The 2372-nt window shown below is 24.7% G+C and carries 3 protein-coding genes; 2 read left to right on the forward strand and 1 reads right to left on the reverse strand.

Features of this window, described 5'->3' with window-relative positions; translation table 11 throughout:
• On the forward strand, positions 1–208 hold a 208-nt coding region (locus tag F811_RS16825; protein ID WP_211216971.1), incomplete at its 5' end, for a hypothetical protein.
• Positions 201–1145, forward strand: a complete 945-nt coding sequence (locus F811_RS0100260) for a hypothetical protein (protein WP_020003321.1) — start codon at positions 201–203, stop codon at positions 1143–1145. The genes F811_RS16825 and F811_RS0100260, both read left to right, overlap by 8 nt.
• A gap of 32 nt (positions 1146–1177) precedes the next feature.
• On the opposite strand, the gene F811_RS0100265 is transcribed toward F811_RS0100260, so the two are convergent.
• Positions 1178–2233, reverse strand: a complete 1056-nt coding sequence (locus F811_RS0100265; protein WP_020003322.1) for a glycosyltransferase family 2 protein — start codon at positions 2231–2233, stop codon at positions 1178–1180.
• Positions 2234–2372: the final 139 nt, after the last annotated feature.

The following is a 2372-nucleotide window of genomic DNA, read 5'->3' on the forward strand; positions in this document are numbered from 1 at the left end:
AACACAACACAACACAACACAACACAACACAACACAACACAACACAACACAACACAACACAACACAACACAACACAACACAACACAACACAACACTAAATACTAAATTATATATTTCACTATCCCATATTTTAAATATATGGGGCATCTTATTATCTGCAAAGAAAAATACATTAAAATTAATAATGTTGGAGGTAATACATGTTTAATACCCCAATATTGTTAATAATTTTTAAAAGAAAAGATACTGCATTAAAAGTATTAGACACTATAAGAAAAGTAAAACCTAAAAAATTATATATAGCTGCAGACGGCTGGAGAAATGACGAAGAAAAAATAAAATGTATTGACACTAGAGAAAGTATTTTAAACTCCATTGATTGGGAATGTGAAGTAAAAACTTTATTTCAGGATAAGAATTTAGGCTGTTGTGATGGTGTATCAGCTGCAATAACTTGGTTTTTTGATAATGAAGAACAAGGCATAATACTTGAAGATGATGTTATAGCTGAAAACTCATTTTTTTATTACTGTGAAAAATTACTAGACTATTATAAAGATAACAAACAAATAATGCATATTACAGGTGATTCGCCTTTAGATAGAAAAGTAGGAGAGGCAAGCTATTATTTTGCTACTATTCAGCATTGCTGGGGATGGGCTTCTTGGAGACGAGCTTGGAAATATTATGACTCAACAATGAAAACTATAAGCTATAAAGATACTAAAAAAACTCTAAAAAAACGTTATAAAGATTTTAATATAAGAGATTACTGGCAGAATTGGTTTTATAGAACAGCTGATATTAATACTTGGGATTATCAATGGACTTACTGCATAATATCAAAAGATGGTATATGTATAAACCCTAATGTTAATTTAATTTCAAATATAGGTTTTGGTGAAGATTCTACTCATACTGGAAATCCAGATGATGAAAATGCTAATAGAAAAACATATCCTATAGATTATAAAAATTTAATTCACCCTAAAGAAATAAAATGTGATGCACAGGCAGACTTTGAAATAGCTGTTAAAAGATTCGGACTTATACCATTTTCTTTGAAACATAACATCACTAGGGAAATTAAAAGAATAATAAGACAAATAAGAAATTTATTTAATAAAAAAAATATAAAAGAATAATATTTAAAATAAAAAAATAATAAATTTTTAGTCTAGATAATAATACTATTTTTTCTAAGCTCTTTAAGAAAAAATCTAGGAAGCATTTTAGTAATAATTTTGTATCTAAAAATTACACTTTCAAATTGTTTTATAGTTTTTTTATTGATAAAACAAATATACATAGCTTTTAACATTTTTATATTTGGATATACATTATTTTTATCTGATACAATATTACTCATATTCTTAGAAAGTTCTTTATAAAATATTTCTTTATTTTCTATTTTTTTATAGAACTTATAAACTTCTATAATAAATCTATCCAAAGCATAACTAATATTCTTATATGATTTTTGATAATATATATTAAATATTCTATCGAACATAGCTGTATAATTTCTTATATCAGACTCTACAGAACGTTTTGAACGTCCTGCCGAAGTAACAATATTTCTATTATAATATTTAGCATTATTATTAACTGATATTTTAGGGCTATAAACAATACTTTCTAATAAAAATACTAAATCCTCAAAATAATTAGAATCAATAAATGTAATGTTATTTTTAATAATAAACTCCCTTTTCCAAATTTTACCCCATACCTCCCAAGGCCATAATCTATCATTATAAACACCTTTGTCAGAATATAAATAGAAATATGAAGGTAATGTATAATCAATTAAATAATCATCATTCTTTATATCATTATCATCTAAAATATCATAGTCTTCGCTACCTCTAAATATGGAGTGTGTATAACATATATCAGAATCATATTTCTTAGCTGTATAAAACAAATCATATAAAAAATTATTAGAATAAAAATCATCATTATCTATAAATGCCAGATACTCACCTGAAGCATTTTTAATACCAATATTTCTATTTTTACCTATTCCTTGATTAGTTTTATTTTTTATTATTATTATTCTATTATCTTTCTCTCTATATTTTTCTAATATTGAATAGCTATTATCTGAAGAACAATCATCTATACATATAATTTCTATTTCTTTTAAAGTCTGATTTACTACACTATCCAAACATTTTTCTAAATATTTTTCAGAATTATAAACTGGTATTATTACACTTACTTTAATCATATTTTCACCAGTTTATTAATTAAAATAATATTTAAAGTAAAATATGATGAGCCTATTATGATTAATAGGTATATGTGTAAAATATTGTTTAAGATTATTGCTTGCTTGCTTGCTTGCTTGCTTGCTTGCTTGCTTGCTT

The organism is Brachyspira innocens ATCC 29796, assembly GCF_000384655.1.
Lineage (GTDB): Bacteria > Spirochaetota > Brachyspiria > Brachyspirales > Brachyspiraceae > Brachyspira > Brachyspira innocens.